General features: G+C 41.1%; 15 protein-coding genes and 1 pseudogene. 4 read left to right on the forward strand and 12 right to left on the reverse strand.

Annotated features, from left to right (window positions below):
• Positions 1-115: 115 nt before the first annotated feature.
• From ABTV71_RS17645 to ABTV71_RS17685, 9 genes are all read right to left on the reverse strand, one after another.
• On the reverse strand, positions 116-1,003 hold the full coding sequence (locus tag ABTV71_RS17645) for a hypothetical protein (protein WP_433900501.1): 888 nt from the start codon (positions 1,001-1,003) through the stop codon (positions 116-118).
• 160 nt (positions 1,004-1,163) lie between these two features.
• Positions 1,164-1,538 carry a nucleotidyl transferase AbiEii/AbiGii toxin family protein gene (locus tag ABTV71_RS17650; protein WP_433903718.1) on the reverse strand — a complete coding sequence of 125 codons (375 nt, stop codon included), beginning with the start codon at positions 1,536-1,538 and terminating at the stop codon, positions 1,164-1,166.
• A gap of 111 nt (positions 1,539-1,649) precedes the next feature.
• On the reverse strand, positions 1,650-2,765 hold the full coding sequence (locus ABTV71_RS17655; protein WP_433900502.1) for a thioredoxin-like domain-containing protein: 1,116 nt from the start codon (positions 2,763-2,765) through the stop codon (positions 1,650-1,652).
• A gap of 23 nt (positions 2,766-2,788) precedes the next feature.
• A complete protein-coding gene (locus tag ABTV71_RS17660; RefSeq protein WP_433900503.1) occupies positions 2,789-4,330 on the reverse strand; it encodes a PKD-like family lipoprotein in 1,542 nt (513 codons plus the stop codon).
• A gap of 52 nt (positions 4,331-4,382) precedes the next feature.
• Positions 4,383-5,237: a DUF4843 domain-containing protein gene (locus ABTV71_RS17665; RefSeq protein WP_433900504.1), complete on the reverse strand. Its 855-nt coding sequence runs from the start codon at positions 5,235-5,237 to the stop codon at positions 4,383-4,385.
• Positions 5,238-5,250: 13 nt separating this feature from the next.
• Positions 5,251-6,723, reverse strand: coding sequence for a RagB/SusD family nutrient uptake outer membrane protein (locus tag ABTV71_RS17670; RefSeq protein ID WP_433900505.1), 1,473 nt, complete (start codon positions 6,721-6,723; stop codon positions 5,251-5,253).
• Positions 6,724-6,741: 18 nt separating this feature from the next.
• A complete protein-coding gene (locus ABTV71_RS17675; RefSeq protein WP_433900506.1) occupies positions 6,742-10,059 on the reverse strand; it encodes a SusC/RagA family TonB-linked outer membrane protein in 3,318 nt (1,105 codons plus the stop codon).
• Between the two features lie 198 nt (positions 10,060-10,257).
• Entirely contained in the window at positions 10,258-11,415 is a 1,158-nt protein-coding gene (locus tag ABTV71_RS17680; RefSeq protein WP_433900507.1) for a FecR family protein, read from the reverse strand.
• An 88-nt stretch (positions 11,416-11,503) separates the two neighbouring features.
• On the reverse strand, positions 11,504-12,094 hold the full coding sequence (locus ABTV71_RS17685; protein WP_121126585.1) for an RNA polymerase sigma factor: 591 nt from the start codon (positions 12,092-12,094) through the stop codon (positions 11,504-11,506).
• 518 nt (positions 12,095-12,612) lie between these two features.
• Between ABTV71_RS17685 and ABTV71_RS17690 the strand changes: the two genes are divergently transcribed.
• Positions 12,613-12,930, forward strand: a complete 318-nt coding sequence (locus ABTV71_RS17690; protein ID WP_433900508.1) for an NUDIX domain-containing protein — start codon at positions 12,613-12,615, stop codon at positions 12,928-12,930.
• A gap of 221 nt (positions 12,931-13,151) precedes the next feature.
• On the opposite strand, the gene ABTV71_RS17695 is transcribed toward ABTV71_RS17690, so the two are convergent.
• Both ABTV71_RS17695 and ABTV71_RS17700 read right to left on the reverse strand, forming a co-directional pair.
• Entirely contained in the window at positions 13,152-14,699 is a 1,548-nt protein-coding gene (locus ABTV71_RS17695; RefSeq protein WP_433900509.1) for a carbohydrate-binding domain-containing protein, read from the reverse strand.
• 314 nt (positions 14,700-15,013) lie between these two features.
• Positions 15,014-15,082: pseudogene (locus tag ABTV71_RS17700) on the reverse strand (helix-turn-helix domain-containing protein); the annotation flags it as partial.
• 167 nt (positions 15,083-15,249) lie between these two features.
• Between ABTV71_RS17700 and ABTV71_RS17705 the strand changes: the two are divergent.
• From ABTV71_RS17705 to ABTV71_RS17715, 3 genes are all read left to right on the forward strand, one after another.
• A complete protein-coding gene (locus ABTV71_RS17705; RefSeq protein WP_433900510.1) occupies positions 15,250-15,648 on the forward strand; it encodes a hypothetical protein in 399 nt (132 codons plus the stop codon).
• Between the two features lie 346 nt (positions 15,649-15,994).
• Positions 15,995-17,044 carry a sensor histidine kinase gene (locus ABTV71_RS17710; protein WP_433900511.1) on the forward strand — a complete coding sequence of 350 codons (1,050 nt, stop codon included), beginning with the start codon at positions 15,995-15,997 and terminating at the stop codon, positions 17,042-17,044.
• A gap of 3 nt (positions 17,045-17,047) precedes the next feature.
• Positions 17,048-17,797, forward strand: coding sequence for a LytR/AlgR family response regulator transcription factor (locus ABTV71_RS17715; RefSeq protein ID WP_433900513.1), 750 nt, complete (start codon positions 17,048-17,050; stop codon positions 17,795-17,797).
• A gap of 548 nt (positions 17,798-18,345) precedes the next feature.
• Here ABTV71_RS17715 and ABTV71_RS17720 read toward each other — a convergent pair.
• Positions 18,346-19,587 carry a right-handed parallel beta-helix repeat-containing protein gene (locus tag ABTV71_RS17720; RefSeq protein WP_433900514.1) on the reverse strand — a complete coding sequence of 414 codons (1,242 nt, stop codon included), beginning with the start codon at positions 19,585-19,587 and terminating at the stop codon, positions 18,346-18,348.
• Between the last annotated feature and the right edge of the window lie 47 nt (positions 19,588-19,634).

Consider the following 19,634-nt stretch of genomic DNA (forward strand, 5'->3'; position numbering starts at 1 on the left):
GCGTTGATTAGTGCAGCTGAATTATAATTCCCTTATTTATTCACCTTGCGGCCCACCCTTTAACGGCACCTTCACGGGATGAATAACCCCAAAGGAAGGGGGGCCCGCTAGTCATTTATTTAGATGTGTCATAGAATGACTGTAACTCGTCTTTTGAATCCGTGAATTTAAAATATTTTGGCTCGTGTAAAATAGAATTGAAATAAATTTCTTGCATCCTTTTCTTATCGTTTAATTCAGCAGATGCACTGAATTGTGCAATCAATGTACTGTAAAAACTACCAATGTGCCATTCATTATAGGCGACTGTTTTATCGTATCCAATCCAATCAAAATCTGCGTAGTCAAAGTTTTTAAAGTAGAAATATTCCTTGCCATTAAACGTTGGAAGTTTGCCGCAAAACTCAAGTATCTTTTTATTGTTCTTCATCATCTGTAGAACTTTGAAGCGTCCTCCAACCAAAGCATCCATCATATTCAAAAAGAAGATTGCCTTTTCAGTGTCGTCCTTAAATCCTAAACTGTCCATATTGAAATTGTACTTGCTCAAATCAGCTTCGTTAAACAATGAGGCTATACCACCATAGATACGATAGTAGTAGTTATCAAGCAACCATCGACTATCAATCTGCTTGGAAAGAACTTCATTTGCTACCGCTACAACTGGTCTTGCTTTGACTTTTTCGTTTGTCCTATTGTAGTGAATTTCGCGGATGACATACCATAATACCAACTCTTCGTCGTTTGGTCTTGCAAGAAAGTGTGTCTCCAAAATTGTATGGTCACCTTTGCCAACCGCAATTAAAGCATCAACAATATGATTCAGCTTAGGTGTCCGTAATGAGTCAATTGATTTGGCAAATTGATCTCCTCTTGCATTTGTATTATAGGAATAGAGCTCAGCAATAGCTATTAAATTATTGAGGTCTTTTTGATCAAGCTTTATTTGGGCTTTAGTAAAAATCGATGCTGCCAAAAGGATAAGACTTAGAAAGTATTTCATTATTATTCGTCTATGTGTTTGCATATTTGTTCTATCTGCGTCCAATTGATTTCGTGAAGACATTAAATCTTCTGCGCCAACGGTCCATCTTTAGTCACAAGACTAGACCAACCAGGACAGGATCCCTCGGTAAGTTTTGCAATCAATCTGGATCCCACAACTAAATCTTACCTATTACTTCTTCAAAATCAGCTTTAATAAATTCCCAATATTTACCTTTTAAACACACAGGATCGAAGTCATTATCAGCGTTTTCAAAATTAATTAAGTTAATCAAGATCGTTTTCTCATCGTGAGAAAACGGATATCGCTCTTCATGTAATGCAACCATTTGTGAAATCGAATACTTATCTAATAACTCGTGTAAATCCCAAAAATCTTTCTTGCGTCCGCCTCGCTGAATCACATCGATCTTCATGGCAATAATTTCTTCGATTGAGGCTAAACGAATATTATCTTCTTCGATGAATTCTCGAATGAACGGGTCTGTATAGAAAACGTCCAATTTAACGCTGTTGTTTTTATCATTTCCAATCGTTTAAAATGATGATATCTGTAAAAAGCTTCCTTCTGTTTAACCAAAAGGAAGCTTTTTTACTTAATTTTCTGTCAAATTGATATAAGCCGGAAATTGGCTATTGAAATGTTATTTCAAAAGACTTTGTACTTTATTGAAAAGTGTTTCACCCCGTAGGTTTGTTGCTACAATCTTCCCCTGGCTGTCAATCAGCACGTTTTGGGGAATAGCCCGAACACCATAGAGTGCTGCAGCAGGCTCTTTCCAACCTTTGAGGCTTGAGACATGGTACCAGGGCATCCCATCCTTGCTGATCGCCTCCGTCCATCGTGTCTTGTCATCGTCGAGCGAAACACTCAGCACTGTAAATCCTTGCTTTTTAAATGCCTCATAGGTATCCACAACATGCGGATTTTCTTTTCGACAAGGCCCACACCAGCTGGCCCAAAAGTCAAGCAATGTATACTTGTTTTTAACGATCACCTCTTTCAGACTCAGCTCCTGGCCGTCTGGTGTGGTAGACACAAAATCTTTATAAAGCTGCCCTGTCAGGACTCCTTTGGCCGCCGACAGACGGTCGCCAAGTTGCTTGCCCAAGGCACTATTTTTCACTCCGGGGCTAAGTTTGTCGTAATAAGGATAGGTTGTCTCATAATTAACATTTCCACCAGCTACTCGATCCAAATGGTATAAGGAAACATAGGATCCAGGATTTTCTTCAACAAACTGATGAATTGTTTCCCGCTTAAACCGTGTGTATTGGTCCAAGCCCGCGAGAAGCTCGGTAATATAAGCTTTTTTTTCCTCGCCCTCAGGCATATTTTTAAAACGCACAAATCCGTCTATCACTTTTCGGTCGGCAGGTCTTAATTTCTGGGCCAGCTTTTCGTGTGCTTCAGTTAATGCTGTTCCATATATTCGCGCATAACTTAACGAATCTTTTGTTTCGACATGGACGGTCCCCTGCGCAAGAAAAAGATCGATACGGTCACCGGATTCGATATTGTCCATGGATAAATGACCTAGGGTGGGATCGGTCAATTGGCCACGTAGGACAAAGGCACCACCTGTTACAAGCACACTATCGACGACTTTTGTCGTGTCGCGTTGATAATATAGTTTAACATACTTTCCATTGTTGGCTTTCCCTATTTTTCCTTTAACCATAAACTGACTGCTTTGTGAGAATGCGGAATAGGTTCCTAATAGCAGGGCAACTGTTGTAATGATTTTTCTTATTTTCATTTTTCTTGATATATAAATAGTTTTTAATTGACTGCACGCCAGTTAATCGATTGTACTTTGATGAGATCCGTCCAAGTGCTGTTGTCCTGCAACTGCAATTCAACGATATTTGGATTATTGCCCACTTTAAATCGACGAAGAATGCCCTTTTGATCCTTATAGCTGGCGATATAGAGACTATTGGTCAAATGGTCGATCTGGGTATCAAACTTGATCATGGTAATCGCATCTGTTCCCAGTTCGGGAAAAGTATAAATCTTTTCAAAACCGGGATTATAATCATAAGCATATAGCCTGCTGCCCACAAAGTAGCATATGATACTGCGATTTGATGAAAAGGCATATCCTTCCGCTTTATCAAAATCCGTAGCAATGGATTTGACGGTATAAGCATCCCGTTTTGCAGGATTCGTTCCATTTGCATAAAACTTGTAGATATGGTAAGTATTATCTTTGTCTTTCATCAAGGCAAATGAATTACCATTATTGGAGCCTCCATCAGTGTTCCGGGTATTTTCGGCATACACCAGTGTACGGCCCGCGGGCTGATTCCAGGGGAATGCTTCGCCATCTTTATCCGCAAGTACCATTGAGGTCGTAGACAATCCGATACCGGTATAATTCAGGAAACGCTGATAACGGGTGTCATACCACATGACATTGTTCATGCCATTGATAGGGTATAGTAAATAGGGAGCAGCGGGAATCAGTTCGTCCGGGGCCGCCGTTACCCTATTCACAGGATTGTTGTAAAAGTCACCGGCCATCAACAGGGGTACGTTTGCAAAAATATCGCCGCGCTGGGTTACCAAGGCACGATAAAGGGTACTACCGATATCACCGGTTGCTGTGCGTATCTGCGGTGCAATAACGACGGGATTTAGCGTTTTGGGATCGATAATATCTGACATAAACACGTAACGTCCCAGATGATTGTCTAAGGTAGCAGTCATGGATGCCCGGTCTAAAAAGTACGACCCTTCACGGGTCATCGCCCATAATCTGACATATGCACTTGAGCCGCCGGTATGTACCATCCCCAATGGTCCTCGAAGACGAGGTAAACCCGATCTGGATAGCATGTGCCTGACATGAATGGTATCGCTCTGCATGGATAGCATTTCTGCCTCAGCATAGCCTTCAGGATCCTCCCCCATGATTAAAAGTCCTCTGGAATAAGGCGATACGACCTTGAGCTTGACATTGCTTGCCCAGGAGACACCGGTCATTTTGTCAAGCACCCGGTAAAAAATAGCATATTCCCCTGGAGCTAAACGAACTGGATAATTGATATCTTTTGCTCTGCTGAGGGTATCAAAAACTTTATTGTCAATTCTGAGAATCCAATTATAAGTATAACGGGTGAGATCATTGCCGTCCATAGAAGCAGCAATTTTAGGGTTTATACTTAAGGTATCAAGTCCCGTCCGTAAAGTATATTCTTCGTTTATATCTTTGATGGTCAATTCGTTTATTTCCTGGTAATCGTAATTACCAAGGTCTTTGCTGCAGGCTCCTAGGATAAATAGGAAGACTGCGCCCATGATTAATTGATAGGTTTTCATTTCAATATAACTTGTTTATTCCTACTGATTTCGCTCTTCTTTTGATTTTATCTTATCCGCCAGGGACCCACGGAACGCCCAGATATGAGGTCCAGGGTACAGTGCCCATCCACATCAACCGGCCATCATCTTCGAGGACAGGTTTGCCTTCATTATAGCGCTTAACCAGAACCTTTGTCGCATCGCTGGCGATAAGCATCATCCTAGCCATTGGCATAGTCTCCGCGGCGCCAAAGTCTTCATATTTGAGTCCTAAATATTCTGCTAAAAACTCCATTTTACGTCTGGAGAAAACGCCAAACAATCCTGACTCCCTATTTCCGGGCTGCAATGAACCGGACCAGACAGCGGGCTGCACCATCACATCATTGATATGCAAAGAATGCAGGGTAGCATCAAATTGTGGCACCACAGTACCTGAATTTAATGAAGGGATAGAATGCCATTCGGGAAAGGAAAGCGCAAAGTCTTTGGTGGCTACAAGTTTTAAGCCCAGGGTTACGGGCTTTTCTTCGAGATCGGCCGTGCGCTTAAGCCGCACATTGACTTGCGCCGAAACAGCACCGGCAGGCAGAATATATTGGTCCTTCAAAGCCTCGTAATGCTGTCCCAAAATCGCGTTAGTGGAGTCTGGATTGACCTCCACCCGGTAAATCCGGTCATAAGTCTTGCTAGGACCTGTGATCATGACCTGAACCGGAAAATCAATTTCATCGGTACTCATGCGTACAAAGTCTATATCGGTAAAGGGCTGATAGGGCCATAGATTTGGAAGATACTCATTTGTACCATGACGCATCGCGAAATAGACGCCTTCCTTACCTTCATAGGACATCATTTCTTTTTTACACGCCGTAAATAGTCCAAACAGCTGAAAAAACATGATATAAAAAGTTGTTCTTTTCATAATTGTATACTAATTAATAACGTTGGGAGGTTTCACTGTCCGGTAGCGGAACAGTGTAATTCGTAAGCACCATGGTCTTCTCCGGACTGATATTGAGTGTGGACGAATTAGGTAAAGCCTGCATGGCATTCCTTTTATAATAAAAAAACTGCTGTCCTTCACCCAACATTTCACGTCTGAATTCTTTGGTGATTTCGGTTTTCAGTGCTGTCTGATCGACGGGTACAAGCGAGACACAGTTGCGCGCGGTGCGCAGGCTATTGAAATAGGCAGTCGCCTTGGCCAGTTCGGGGGAGCATTCTGCCGCAATCAGTAATACCTCGGACAGTCTGATAAGCGGGATCATATAGCGCCCGGGCCCATCGATCACATCAGCATATTTCATATTGGTCGTCGCGGTGGTCGTCCCATTGGAAGCACTTTGCCAAATCCGACGACGGAAATCATTGTTGTCATCATAAATGGCCCTTACGCGTGTATCGTTGACATCGCCGTTGGAAAAAGAAAGTTTGTTATTTGATTGCAGGCTGACATCAAATAATCTATTGTACATCTCCTTTCTGTTAATATTGTATAAGGAGAACATCACTTCGGTCGAAAACATCCGGTCTGGCTTGTCAACACTTACAGCACTTGCAAAGGTGACAAAGGGGAAAGTCATCTTATCAGCCGATTGTACTTCGGCCAAAAGCTCTTCGGCATATTTTAATGCTGCAGTCCGATTGCCCTTCCAAAGGTATGTTCTTGCCAATAATGCTTTTACAGCATAGTAATTGAGCCTATACTGCCGATAATAAAGATCATTCTCCCCTGTCGGGCTCCCTTGATTACGCACACCTTCTGTCCGTATCGGATCACTGTCTTGCAACAATAAAAGAGCTGCTTCAAGATCTGCAACAACATGCTCGGTAAATTCTTCGGATCCAAGTAATGGTGAGATGTCATAACTGATTTTGTCGATATAGGGTAATGCTGGCTTGTCCTTATTGTCTTCGGAATAGATCGGCCCAAACAACCGGAGCATATCAAGGTGGATCATCGCCCGCAAGGCCAGTGTCTCGCCTTTGATGATTCCATAATAGGGCTGCGGAAGGATCTCACTCGGAGCATTCCCACATTTGTCCAGAATGACGTTGCAATTGGCTATAAGCTCATAGGCTTTTTTCCAAATCTGCTCGAAGCCAGATTTGACACTCGCTTCTGTATAGACAAAGTTGTTATATTTGTCAAATACATGTGTGGAACCATTGATGTAGTAATGTTGCGCCAGGACATCTATAATTCCCGTACTCATATGCTGTCCGTAAAGATCCGTACTAGCCATTTCGACGTAGATGCCGTTGATCGCTTTCATAAAGCCAGCCCGATTGACAAACAGCTGTTCCTCTCCCAGCCTGTCGGCAGGCTTGACATCAATCCATTTACTGCACGAGCTTGCTACAAGGGTGAGACATGAAATCAGGATAATGTACTTTAGTATTTTCATTTTTTAGATCTTTAATTATTAAAACCGAATGCCAGCCGAAAATGAGACTGACCGTGCGAAGGGATAATCTATTCCGCGCTCATTTGTTATAGTCGAAAGATGAAAGATATCATTCATATACGCCCTAAAAGTTACTGAAGAGGCGCGGATGGATCTTAACCAGCCGGCTGTAGTAGTCTCGTAGCCAACCGAAAATGCCTCACCGACGAGCATATTGTTATCCGCGACAAACCGCGATGAAATGGGTGTCTGGTCTGTATTGGAAATCGCTTTGAATTTTGCCTCATCTCCCGGTTGCTTCCAGCGGTCGTACAATGCCCGTTTATCCTGATTAAGTGCGACATCCCTTGCCGAAATATTTTCTACCTTTTCAAAAAGTGTCTGCATAAATGATTGCCCCCCCCATCTATAGCGCAAGTTAACCGAAGCCGAAAACCCCTTATAGTAGAAGCTGGTACCTAATATTCCTTCGAGGTCGGGATCACTATTTCCCACAACAACTTCATCTCTATAATCGTGTACGAAAGTCTGTTGGTCATTTTTATTCAGGAAGATCTCCCGTCCGGTCGCGGGATCGATGCCCAAAGAACGCACGGCCCAAAGGTCGGATGGGCTGCCTCCGTCATAATAGCGGATGAGATTACGGCTTTTATTGGCCTCGTTAAAATTGCTCAGCTGATTACCAATATTTTGATATTCTGCTTTTAGCTGTCGCATATTTAGATTGACACGCCAGTTGAATTGCTCTCTTCGAAGCAAAGTATAATCACCAGCTATCGTAAAACCATGGGTAACCTGTGCGCCCATATTTTTAGCCACGGTATTTACACCTGTAGAGGTGGGTAATGACACAAGCACCAATAAGGGATCTGTACTCTTTACGAAATAATCGAAATTGAGACGAAGCCGGTTTTTAAATGTTGTAAAATCCAGACCTAAATTGCGGTCCAAAGTTGTCTGCCAACGGAGTCCGCTATTGCCCATATTGCTGATAATTGTACTCGCCCCAAAGGGATTACGGTTGTCATTATTATAACGGTAAACACGCATTGAAATATAATCGTCGAAATTCTGATTGCCAGGATTACCTATTGTAGCTCTCAAACGCAATTGATCAATCCAATGAAACTGTTTGAAAAAGCTTTCGTTATGTGCATTCCAGGCTAAACCCAAAGACCATATTGTCGAAAACTGACGTTCGGATCCAAATACCGAAGAACCGTCAGATCTTATGGTCGCATCCAACAGGTAGCGTTTGTCGTAAGAATAGCCCATATTCATAAAGAAGCTGGCGCCACGCCGCTTGGATTGCATGTAGTCTGCACGCTGTCCTTCGGGATAGCCTAAAGCGAAATTTGGGTTTGAGAACTCATCATCAATAAACCCTCGGACCTGATAACTACTACGTTTGGTAGTGGCCTGCTCCATACGTGCTCCCAGCACCGCATTGAGCATATGTTTGTCTGCGAAGAGCTTCCCATAGGTGAGACTAAAATCACCGTCATAATTCACATTCTTACCATTGTTTTCCTGATAGGATCCTTTTTGTAACTGGTCTGTACCCACAAACTCCACATTAAAGGGCGAGCGGAATATTTCATCGTGTAAATTTAAACTGCGCAGGCCAAAACGCCCCCTTGCCCGCAACTCTGGCAGCATGCGCCACTCGATCTCAAAATTATTGGTAAAGCCCTCAGACCCCTGTGTATTTATATTCAAATTGTTGAGATCGTAAAAAGGGCTATAAATTGGATCATAACCGGAGCGGGTCGCACTAAAGTCTTCCAATACCATTTTGATATTTCCATTTTCATCGTATTTGCGGTGATATGGATTGGCCCTCGAAAATGTGGAAAAAGGAGAAACTTCTTTATTCGCTACTACATGGTCAATACTCAATGAATTGGTAAATGATAAATCTCCTTTTCGGTACAAGAGACGAATATTGCCGTTAGTTGCCTTTCGGTCTGAAGCTTTCATGACGCCATTGGTAATCCCATGGTTAACAGAAACGCTATACCGTAAGCTTTGGTCGCCACCTTCTGCAAAAAGTGTATGCCGCTGGTTGATCGCAGTGCGCAAGGGTTCGTTTGCCCAATAGGTATTGACACCGCGACGCACTTCTTTTAAGCGCTCTAAATAATTTGCTTCACTGACGGGATTAGCCCCTAATATAATCTGCCCTTTGTCATCGAGCATACCATAGAAGCCAGACAACAACTCAAATTGTAATTTTTCTTCAGCATTCATGAGGTTATAGTCGGTGAGGTCTGCATAGCTAATGCTACCATTGAGCGTATAGTTGATCCGTAGCTGTCCGGGTTTAGGGCGTTTTGTTTCAACCACCACCACCCCATTGGCGGCTTTAGAGCCGTAAATGGCCGACGCGGCGGCATCCTTGAGTAAAGTGATGCTTTCGACACGGTCCATACTCAGATCTGCTATCACGGCCAAGGTACTCTCGAAACCGTCTAAAATAAAAAGTGGCTGATTGGGGTTGGAACTGTATTCGTCAGTGAGGCCAATCACACTGCTTTTGCCCCTAATCTCGATATCGGGTAAGCGATTCGGATCCGATCCAAACTGGTTATTATCCACAATGGCGAAAGAGGGATCCAAGGTCTTTAGACTCTGTAAAACATTCTGATTGCCGACCATCTTCAGTTCTTTGGCTGTATAAGTGGATGAAGAGCCCGTAAAACTTTCTTTGTCACGCTGGTAAATTCCTGTAACAACGACATCTTTGATTTCTGTAGCAGCGGCGGGCTCAAGTTTTACTTCAATAAACTTTTGACCGCTGTAAGCAACTTCTTTAGGTTTCATACCGATGTGACGAAACAGTATGACAAATTCTTCGTGTTGCATGCCTGTAGCAAGCAACTGAAATTGCCCTTTTGCATCGGTGGTAGTTACCCTATTTGTTCCTTTTATCTGTACGGTAACACTCTCAATGCGCTCACCTGACTCGGCATGGATGACTTTTCCGGTAATGCGTTGCTGTTGAGTAGAAATTGTACCGGACTGGATTTTCGAACTGTTTTTTTCTGAATTATAAAAAGAAATCGTCCGATCTTCTACCTGATACGTTAAAGGCTGATTGCGCGTCACTAGGCTGAGAAACTGATCCAGTTCCATATTTTTGACGTCTATAGTAAGAGGCACAGTACTGCTTAGGGTATGCTTGGTACTGAAAATACTGTAGCCCGTTTGCTGGCGAATGGCTTGAATCACTGCCTCCAGGGAAACATTACGGCCTTTGAAGGTAATTTGTTGTGAATAACTTTTAGCACTCACAGCGCATATTCCAGTCAATAGTAAGAATAGTGTAATTCTCATCACTTTTAATAAGTAATTTTTATTCATTAAATTTACGTGGGTTTGGTTAGTGCAAAATCTGCTAATTGTTTAGTTTGGCTTTGTTGCAACCGATAATCAAAGGAAAGGATGGCCGTCCTTTCCTTCTTTTATACGGCACTCTTCATGGTCATTAGGTCTGTTTCATCATGATCGTTGTTTAGGTAAATAGTTTGTTTTTTAATAAATAATAAGCTCTCGCTTGCGGATATCCAGTTGATAACGAACATTTGCGGCATCCAGCAACCGGAGTACAAGGTTAATTTTTTCATTACGATAGGCATCCCCCACCAATTCGACGTCTGGTATCTTGCCATTATATTTAATCGTTAAATCATACCAACGACCTATTTCAGCCATTGTCTCGTCAAAGGATTTGCCGTCGAAATTAAATTTGCCATCCTTCCAGGCAATTTCCATCTGCGCATCCACAGTTTTTATTTTTGTCAGATTACCTCGGGTGCTAGCCTGTTGCCCCGGATTCAGAATAATTTTTTGGTCAGCTACATGGATATTGACTTTGCCTTCCAACAAGGTTGTTTTCACAAATGACTGCGTGGAGTATCCGTTTACATTGAATTGTGTACCGAGGACCTCCACGGTCTGCTGTTCCGTCTTTACGAAAAAAGGAATACGCTTTCCTTTAGTGCTGAACTGTCCTTTTACCATAAAAAATGCTTCTCCATCTAGCTCCACTTCTCTCTCAGTAGATGCGAACTTTGCGGGATAACGTAATCGTGATTCGGAATTTAACCAGACCTGTGTACCGTCTGATAAGGTTATGTGATAAATCCCGCCCTTGGGAACATATAATTGTAAATCGCTCATCTTATCCAGATCGACATTACTAGCTAAGCTTCTTCCGTCTGCATAATGAATCGCACCATCCACAACAATCCCATCTTGCGCAGTATCTAGCATGAGCTTTCGCCCGTCTTCTAAGAGGAGAACTGCCCGAGGCCCACCGGGCAAAATAGCATCTGAGGAGGACTGCACTGCAAAATCCGGAGATTTAACTTGCTTATTCCTGTTAATTCCAAACCATGCCAATGATGAAAGTATCAATAACACGGCTACAGAAGCCGCCCAAAATTTCGGCTGCATCCAATATACATTGTTTTTATCTACTGGCTGGGCGATCCTGATCTTGGCGAGCAGACCGTTGAGCATACGCTCACGGATCTGTTCCTTTTGCAAAGGCTCATCAGTAACAATGGTCACTTCCTCGTCCAAATGACTGTTGTACCATTTCGTAAGCTCGGCCAATTCCTGTGGAGAAATTATACCAGTCTGAAATTTGACTATTAAATCTTCTATATATCTAAGATCGTTATGCATGAATTAAAAATTGGTAGTAAGGGTGTTTCCTATCTAAATAGACAGTAAAAAAGACGGATAGGGTGAGTCTGCCCAACAATTTTTTTTATTAGCGAAAGTAAATTGAGAAAAAAACAATGATCGTAAGAAATTCGGTATTGTTTCCTAGATCTTTTTTCGCTTTTTTAAGATGTGATTTGACCGTATTTTCTGACAAATTAAGCTTATCAGCAATCTCTTTTGTTGTGAGACCTTCATTTTTGTTCATAACAAAAACAAGCTGACACTGTGGAGGCAGGTTTTTGATGGCATTATCAATCTGTTGTTGGAGTTCCTGAATGATAAGTTTCCGCTCTGGCGAAATCGAATCGATGACATTCTCTTGTAGATTGTATCCTGCTAGTTTTTGGCGTTTCTGCTTATTCTGATAGATGATGTTGAAGGTCTGGTTGCGGACTGCCCGTGCTAGGTAACTGGATAGTTTTTCATTTTGCAAACTGAAAGTTGAGCGAAGTTTCCAAAGTTTACAAAGCACATCCTGCACACATTCCTCAGCTTCCTCTAGATTGCCCAAGCGATTAAATGCAACAGCCAACATCTTATCCCAGTATCGGTCATAAATTTCTATTAACACGCGCTCATCATTGGTATTGAAGAGAGTCAGGAGATCATAGTCGCTATATTTTTTATAATTAAGCATTTAGGCAGAATGTAAAGCAAAGCTAAAAAAAATCTTCTTATTCAAGAATAAAAGCGATAACAATGTATTAGGACTGGAGTTGTTAACTTAGTCGGCATATCAGTTTAAGAATAGGTTATTATGAAAAAATTATTTTTACATGTAGTATACTACTACTTTCGATCTTTGTTTACAGGTAAAATACGATCTGGGTCACTTATATAAACAATCACTTTTCTTTTTGTTCAAAATGTCCGTTAGAATCGGTTTGTTCAGACGGATATCTTGTTAAGTAAAAACGTATTTGATAACGAATCAGCATTCTGTAAAGATTTGATAAAGTTGTCGGGTAATTGGAGCATTATTGATTCTTTTCAAGATACTAATTACTTATGAAGATGTTTACATCCTCTATCAATACAGTTTTTGTAAGGGCTGCTATTGGTACGCGATGGAGTATAAATCTATATTGTATTTTCGAATCTCTATAGGCGCTATTGGCATACTACTAGGAGCTGCTTTGATAAGCTTAGTCACATTTGGGCAAAAAACTTTGGGTAAACCAAACCAAGGTAAATGATGCGATGAAACTGCCAACGAAATGGGAATGTTCAGGGGGAAAGATCGAAACCGGAGAATCTAAAGAATACTGCCTTCGCAGAGAGATCAAAGAGGAGATCAATATTGATATCACCATACGCAGATCGCTCACGATGGTCGAGCATCAGCATTCCGACTTCTCACTGCAACCCTTTCGTATGCAGTCTACAATCTGGAAAAGTAAAAGCGCTGGAGCATGCCCAGGCGATATGGGTAGATGCTGCCCAATTAAGGAACTACGACTGGGCCGAAGCTGACCTGCCGATTGTAGAAGAATATTTAAACAAAAAAGCTTAATGAAAAATTTGAACGAATGATTAACAGTATTACTGGAATGTCAGACGAGCTCAGGTGGCTTATAATGCTGATGGTACGGGCAAAAAATTAGCGGAATCGCTTTCTATTAAAAATCTAAATTGCAAGATCCCGTCAATTTCTTTGGACGGGATCTTGGACAGCCTTTTGAGCATCAATTTTTTTATCTACCGCCACCGCCACCTGGGCCGATACTTCCGCCCAAATTACTGACCATGGCTGATAATGTAAACGTTGAAGTAAGCGTTGGATTGCTAAATTTTCCACTCAAGTATAGTCCGTTAAACGCATTGGCATCGTCAACTGAAGATACACTTACGAGCTTGTAGGAGGCTCCTACTGAAAAACTTCCATTGGATACCAGTAACGTTGAAAAAGAAACAGGCGATTTAAATGTTAATACCTCATTATTATCCTTGTCAAGAACACTATAGATCTGGTTGGCGGTACCGCCACTCAAAATAGCCGAAGGCTGTGTAGAAACACCTGCCGTTGGAGAACTTGTGGCTCCGCCCACTCCGACCATAAGTCCGCCGGTAATCTTAAAAGTGTTGTTATCACAATCAAACCCTTCTTCTGGACTCTTTGCACCGATAGCGAAAATATGCCCTCCAGTAATAGTCATCGTTCCATTGGAATCTATACCATCGTTTGTGGTACTATAGGCTACGATTGTTCCTCCATTGATATAAATTGCTTTCCCGGCGTTGACCGCATCATCAATAGCTTTGATGTAAATTTCACCATTATTGATGCTAAGGGTCGCCTTGCTTTCAATTCCCTCCCCACCTGATCCAGTGGTTTCGATATTTATTTTTCCGCCATTTATAATTACATCGGGTATTATAGTCTCGTCACCATCCTCGTAGGAAGCAACGATCCCATCGTCAGCAACTTTTAGGGTGATTTCTCCTCCATTGACAATAATCCTTCCTTTTTCAGCTTCAATACCATCGGAGCTTGCTACAATATTTAATTTCCCGCCATCAATATAAATACCGTCGTTACTGTGTAAGCCATCCGAAATAGCATCGGAAACTTGAATATTACCCTCCACAATACGTATATAATCGTCGCTGGCTATGGCATGTTTCGTTTTGCCGGAAATAGTTAATGTCCCGTTTCCAGAAAATATCAATTGACCCTCACTGAAAATTGTGCCTTTTTGATCTTCAGTAGATGTTGCATACGTAGCCGCGTCTGTAAGCTTGTTTTCTGTCCCATCGGGAAGTACAATAAATGCTCTTTTTCCGGACTGAATATTGATTGCAGGCCCGTCGTTATTTGTAATAGAGACCCCATTTAAGGTGACCTTGAATTTCTTATCTGAATAGATCTTGAATGCCCCACTTGTTGTTGAGCCTGTAAGCTCATAGGCAACACCGCTGGCTGAAGAGTTTACAACAACATCAGCTCCAGATTGGGTAACAGTAACCCCGGAAGCTGAATTTTCTATAGTAGCGGAATTGCCATCGAAATTTATCTTTACGGTACTGTTGAAAGTAGAGTTTGCAACAAGATCCTCGTTGTCTGCTCCGGTCTCCTGGCTCCCTTCAACTGGACCACTTTTTGATGTCGAACTAATGTTTATCGCTGTACCGGTTTCGATAACCTCCCCTGACTCCGATTCTGTTTTTTCATCTTTTGAACATGAAGTTACGGAGACTCCCACCATCAGGACCATTCCATACAATATGACTTTCCTTAACATAAGTTTACTTTTTTTATCAATTCAAAGCTAACAACAACTTGTGTTAATGAATATTAAGGAGTGTAAATTAGATTAAAATTATGTTAATTAAATATTAAATCAACATGCTAACAGCCAGCAGTTGGTAATCTCACACCACCAGAATTATCAAAGAATATGAGGCCCCACAACAAACAAACCAATTAGTACCGTAATGACCTCCTCCCGAAAAACCGAAACATTTAAATACAGTTTTTGAATTTGTAAGGCTATGAAAAATAGTGAACTTTCAGATGTTCAGATCATCAAGATTTTATATGATCAAAATCAAGCCTTCAGCCCTCAATAAATCCTAAAATGTCACTAGGCTGGCATTCCAATAGTTTACAGATTGCCTCCAATGTGCTAAGACCTTACGCCAATTGAAATGATCCTTAAGCTATTTAATGTAGTAAATTACAGTGTTTATACCACGAATACCTTTATTGATGCTTAAAACTTTATACCTACTTATCTTTCCCCTAATATTGCACGAAATAAGAAATAAAATCACTCATACAGAATTAAACAAATGAAAAATTTATTGATCAAATCGGTTGCAATGATTGCCTTAGCCGCTACCTCTTGTTCTGCACCATCTTACTTTGGGAAAAGTTATGTTCCAACCCAGCATGTGGATGTTTTTTTTGATGTAAATGACATTAAAAAAGGATACGAAGTAATGGGAACAACGGATATAGGCAAAGGTTTTGGCTCCATAGAGGCCGCGCAGCAAAAGGTAATAACACTCGGCCAATCCAAAGGTGCGGATGCTGTGGTCATGAAACTCACCGAGGAAGTGACGGGATCATCAAAATCAGACTTTGGAAATCTACAGAACGGCAAAAAGAATAATACTTATACAGGTGGCTCGATTACAAATAATATCAAGGTTAAAAAAATTGTAGCCACATTTGTCAAATATAAATAAATCGCATCCCTGTAATTTTAAGCTCATTCTGCTAATGCAGCCGTCAGGTCTTCAAGTAATTTTATAGCTACTCAATTAATATCCGAGCCTGCAACCATTTAACAAACATATGATTTCCTAATGTATCAATTTCCGGTCCTTGTACTTCGGACCGGAAACTATTATATTAATATCACCATAGCACGACATCTAGCCACCTGCTGGATATCGCTTGTCCGTTTTGATGTAACCAATAGTACCGTTCATGCCTACAATCTTATTGTCAATAGATAAAATTTTCAATCATCATCCATTTCAACTAATTTTGTTTAAAAATAAGAACAGCAATAAGTTATTCAAGGTTTAAATGTCATTAGCAATCGGGATAAAGTGGAAGGAGTTTTTGGTTATTTTCCTGATTTATGGAATATGGAGTGTCGCCGTATTTCTCTTTCTGGTACAACTTCAGGGTTTTGATAAAACAGTTGATCAATTTGAAGGTGGAATTAATCTCTATGTAAGTTTTACTCATACAATCATAAAAGGCACGGTAGTTTTCTACGTGCTTATATATCATTTTGCTATTCCCGCGATTATGGATCGACGCTGGGGAAAAGTATCAGTCCAGGTCATCGCCTTCTTCACCGTGCTAACTATTTATGAATATTACTGGACATTTTTCGTGCACAGAAGCGATCGAGAAAGCGCCGGCACCCTAAGTCCGAATTCATTTTTTATCACAACAACAATACTTAATATTGCCTCCACCATTATATCCTATTTTGTGGCAGTAGCTATTTGTTCAAACGTGATTCGCAGGAGTAAAGAACAGTTGGAGCGTGAAAAATTAAAAGCGGAATTGGCGGCAATAAAATATCAGATCAATCCTCACTTCCTTTTTAATTCATTGAGCTTAATTTACACGAAAACGTATAAGAGCAATCCTGAAGCGTCACAGGCAGTTCATCTGCTATCAGAAATAATGAGTTACGCATTGGAGGACTGGGGTGAACAGGGAATTGTACCGTTAGCTTTAGAAGCTGAGCAAATAAAAAAAGTTATTCAGATGAACCAAATCCGGTTCAATAACAACATAAAAATCAGATACAGCGAAGATATTCAACTTAAGGACGCTAAAATCCCTACCTTAACTTTAGTCACGCTGGTTGAAAACGCATTTAAACATGGTGAACTTCATGATGCAAAAAATCAGGTCTCAATTGAAATTATGGCCCGAAACTCCAAAATAAACTTCTTGGTACGCAATAAAAAAAGAAATGGTCCAAAAGAATTATCAAAAGGTATCGGCGTAAATAATGTACAACAACGCCTGAATCTGATGTATGGCAGCACACACACATTTACAATTAAGGAAGACGAAAATTATTACATAACCGAAATAGTTATAAATATCTAACATATGATAAATTGTATCGTAATTGACGACGAACCCCACAATATCGAACTGCTGACACTACATATTGAACAGATTCCCTATTTAAATTTAGTGGGTACTGCAACCGATCCAATAGCCGCGTTACAGTTACTTAACAACACGGAGGTCAATCTGTTGTTTTTGGATATTCAAATGCCAGGAATAACTGGATTGGAATTTTTGAAGATGTTGAATGAAAGATATAAGGTAATTCTCACGACTGCATACAGAGAATATGCACTTGAAGGATTTGACCTGAATGTTGTGGACTACCTATTAAAACCCATATTTTTTCCACGTTTTCTCCTCGCGGTGGAGAGGGCGCAACAACAGCTTTCGATCGACGCTAAACAAGAGGAAGAATTTATACTTGTCAAAACAGAATATAAAGGGAAGCTGGTTAAAATTAAGCTTTACGAAATTGTATACATTGAAGCAAAAGCAAAATATGTATGTTTTTATACCTCTGATGATAAAAGTATTATGGTCCAGCTCAACATAAGTGCTTTAAACAATATATTACTGCCTGATCGCTTTGTGCGAATCCATAAGTCTTTTATCATTGCTATTCCATTTATTGTAATGATCAATGGGAATATGGTTCAATTAGAACATTATAAAAATGCCGTCCCTATCGGACAGACCTATCGAGATTCGTTCATGAACCGGATGACAAAAAAAGTTCTTAATAATATGGTAAAAGATCCGCTCAACTCAGCAATTTCAAAAGAATAACTTGAACCTGATAAGGGCTGCAATACTTACCCGATAGTTGCCCTTGATCTGTGTGTCAGCAAGAATGTCTTCCCAAAGCATCGGATTATAAGGGATAAAGCGTTGCTACAGACAAAAGTTGATATTTTCGATGCTGATGTTGAATATCCGCCATCGATACAACATCTATTGTTCTCTACAATTGAAACGTAAGGATCGTCCATATCTTGACTTTCGTATCTTGTGAGTGTTTGCCATTTCATTAAAAAGAGGAATTTTATTCACTCCTCGGATCGGGGTTATGGACATCTTAGCATAGGGATCGCCTCAATTGAAAGGCAACCGTTTTCGATAGCGACTTTACTTTCAACCAAATAGATTCCCGCCCCCGGATCGGAAATTTATCTCTTCCTAATTTATTAACCAATAATAACTTAGAGGAGAAATTGGGTTACGATGTTTATTGGGCCCGTCATTATGGATATATCATTACGGTCCAAAACCATTATAAAAAAATGGCACTGGCATTTCTCGTAAACTACGATGGCACAAAAATGGAACTATTAGCCTTAGTAATTACCCGATTGACTTACACCTGCCGCAAGCGAAAGAAAAGGCAGGTGTAGATCATTGTTGAATACCCCACCACCCGATAGATTAAACTGCGCGCTGCTAAAGCCATTGGATCCCGAAATACTAATTGATCCATTTGGCATCTCGTTGCCGGATATCAGAATTGACTCTTCCTGTCCGGTAACACCGCTCTGCCGCCAATAGCCGATCCCACCATACATGCCTCCGGTCAATGAATCCAGGTAAATCTTGTTGTTCTTGACCTGTACATTTTTAAGATACTGGTACGAGGAAGGTTCAATATAGATATACAGTAAAATCCCCGAAGTATGGAATTCATTGTTGAGGATAGCCAAGTTCTGCCCGTTTCGAGCTTTAATAGCACCACCGCTTCCATTCGCCGGCCAGCCTTTGATCACATTGTTCTGTATTGTCAGGCCGTTAAAACTATGTGCATAAATACCATGATCGGTATTAGCATCTTCATTATTGAAAGATACATTGCGTAAAATGGTATTTCCACTGATCAGACTATTGCTTTGAGAATTATCATTTATCGCCGTGATAAAGTAACCCGTTGTGCCAGCATTGCCAAAGGTATTGTTGATGATCTTTGAATTTGTACTGCCCGACCCGTTCCACACCCCTCTTCCACTGTTTCCCTGCCTCCTGGAGAATACACAGTTTGAAACGGTGGCTTTATCCGTGCCGATCAGGCGAATGTAAGCATCATGCAGATCATTCGATTTGTTACTGCCTGCTTTCTTAATGCCATAGTCAAAAATACACCATTTAAAAGTTACGTCAGACGCATTATTGATGTAAAAAGTCAGATTCCAAAATGTAATGCCCGAGAATGTACAGCCAGCAACATTGGCCGCACTGAAGGTCTGCCGAAGCAGCTGGCTGTCCGATGCCCGGGCATCAAAGATGGGGTTTGTATTTCCGCTTTTCATAAGTGTAATACCGGGCTTCATCAGCAGGGCACCATCAATAAGATAAGTGCCGGCTTCCACCCATACGGTATCACCGGCACTTGCCTGTGCGATTTCAGCATTGATTTCCGCCAGTGTCATCCCGGCAGAAACCAGGCCAGAGCCGGACAGACTGCTTTTTGTTACCGAACTACCGTATAAGGAAACATGGGTTGCTGTTGTGGAATCGAGTCCTTCCAATGGGCTGGAACAAGAATTTAACAGCAGACCGAGTACCGCAAAACTGAAAATGATCTTTTTCATCTGGTTATAATTTGGTTGTGAATATCCTTTCTTTCCTTTTATTGATA

It is taken from the genome of Sphingobacterium puteale, from assembly GCF_050986225.1.
Lineage (GTDB): Bacteria > Bacteroidota > Bacteroidia > Sphingobacteriales > Sphingobacteriaceae > Sphingobacterium > Sphingobacterium puteale.

What these genes read in the sequence shown, in the direction of transcription:
- ABTV71_RS17645 (WP_433900501.1), bottom strand. Translation starts at nt 1,003, where the DNA reads ATGAAATACTTTCTAAGTCTTATCCTTTTGGCAGCATCGATTTTTACT.
- ABTV71_RS17655 (WP_433900502.1), bottom strand. Translation starts at nt 2,765, where the DNA reads ATGAAAATAAGAAAAATCATTACAACAGTTGCCCTGCTATTAGGAACC.
- ABTV71_RS17660 (WP_433900503.1), bottom strand. Translation starts at nt 4,330, where the DNA reads ATGAAAACCTATCAATTAATCATGGGCGCAGTCTTCCTATTTATCCTA.
- ABTV71_RS17665 (WP_433900504.1), bottom strand. Translation starts at nt 5,237, where the DNA reads ATGAAAAGAACAACTTTTTATATCATGTTTTTTCAGCTGTTTGGACTA.
- ABTV71_RS17670 (WP_433900505.1), bottom strand. Translation starts at nt 6,723, where the DNA reads ATGAAAATACTAAAGTACATTATCCTGATTTCATGTCTCACCCTTGTA.
- ABTV71_RS17675 (WP_433900506.1), bottom strand. Translation starts at nt 10,059, where the DNA reads ATGAGAATTACACTATTCTTACTATTGACTGGAATATGCGCTGTGAGT.
- ABTV71_RS17680 (WP_433900507.1), bottom strand. Translation starts at nt 11,415, where the DNA reads ATGCATAACGATCTTAGATATATAGAAGATTTAATAGTCAAATTTCAG.
- ABTV71_RS17685 (WP_121126585.1), bottom strand. Translation starts at nt 12,094, where the DNA reads ATGCTTAATTATAAAAAATATAGCGACTATGATCTCCTGACTCTCTTC.
- ABTV71_RS17695 (WP_433900509.1), bottom strand. Translation starts at nt 14,699, where the DNA reads ATGTTAAGGAAAGTCATATTGTATGGAATGGTCCTGATGGTGGGAGTC.
- ABTV71_RS17705 (WP_433900510.1), top strand. Translation starts at nt 15,250, where the DNA reads ATGAAAAATTTATTGATCAAATCGGTTGCAATGATTGCCTTAGCCGCT.
- ABTV71_RS17710 (WP_433900511.1), top strand. Translation starts at nt 15,995, where the DNA reads ATGTCATTAGCAATCGGGATAAAGTGGAAGGAGTTTTTGGTTATTTTC.
- ABTV71_RS17715 (WP_433900513.1), top strand. Translation starts at nt 17,048, where the DNA reads ATGATAAATTGTATCGTAATTGACGACGAACCCCACAATATCGAACTG.
- ABTV71_RS17720 (WP_433900514.1), bottom strand. Translation starts at nt 19,587, where the DNA reads ATGAAAAAGATCATTTTCAGTTTTGCGGTACTCGGTCTGCTGTTAAAT.